Below are 273 nucleotides of genomic sequence, written 5' to 3'. Positions count from 1 at the left end.
TTTTTGAAAACAGGGACTCGCACCAATGAAAACCATCACCACCTTCTCCGCCGCAATCGCTACCGCCATCGCTACCCTGGCTGCACCAGCCTTCGCCGCACAATCCGAAGACTTCATCAAGGGCCGCATCATCGTGGAACCGAATGCCGGCCTGACCGTGGCGGAATTCTCCAAGATCCTGAAGGCCAATGGTGCCGGCAAGTCCCGCAAGCTGGGCCAGAGCAACATCCACGTGATCGACGTGGCGCACGGCTCCGAAAAAGCCATCGCCAA

1 protein-coding gene is annotated in these 273 nt (G+C 58.6%); it reads left to right on the top strand.

What is annotated here, in order from left to right; all coding sequences use genetic code 11:
• Positions 1 to 25: 25 nt before the first annotated feature.
• A partial coding sequence (locus tag AAHE99_RS26720) for a hypothetical protein (protein WP_342120994.1) occupies positions 26 to 273 on the top strand: 248 nt, incomplete at its 3' end.

It is taken from the genome of Pseudoduganella sp. OTU4001 (assembly GCF_038440195.1).
Lineage (GTDB): Bacteria > Pseudomonadota > Gammaproteobacteria > Burkholderiales > Burkholderiaceae_D > Rugamonas.
The sequence above is the reverse complement of the archived record's forward strand: the minus strand, read 5'-3'. Positions and strand labels throughout refer to the sequence as shown.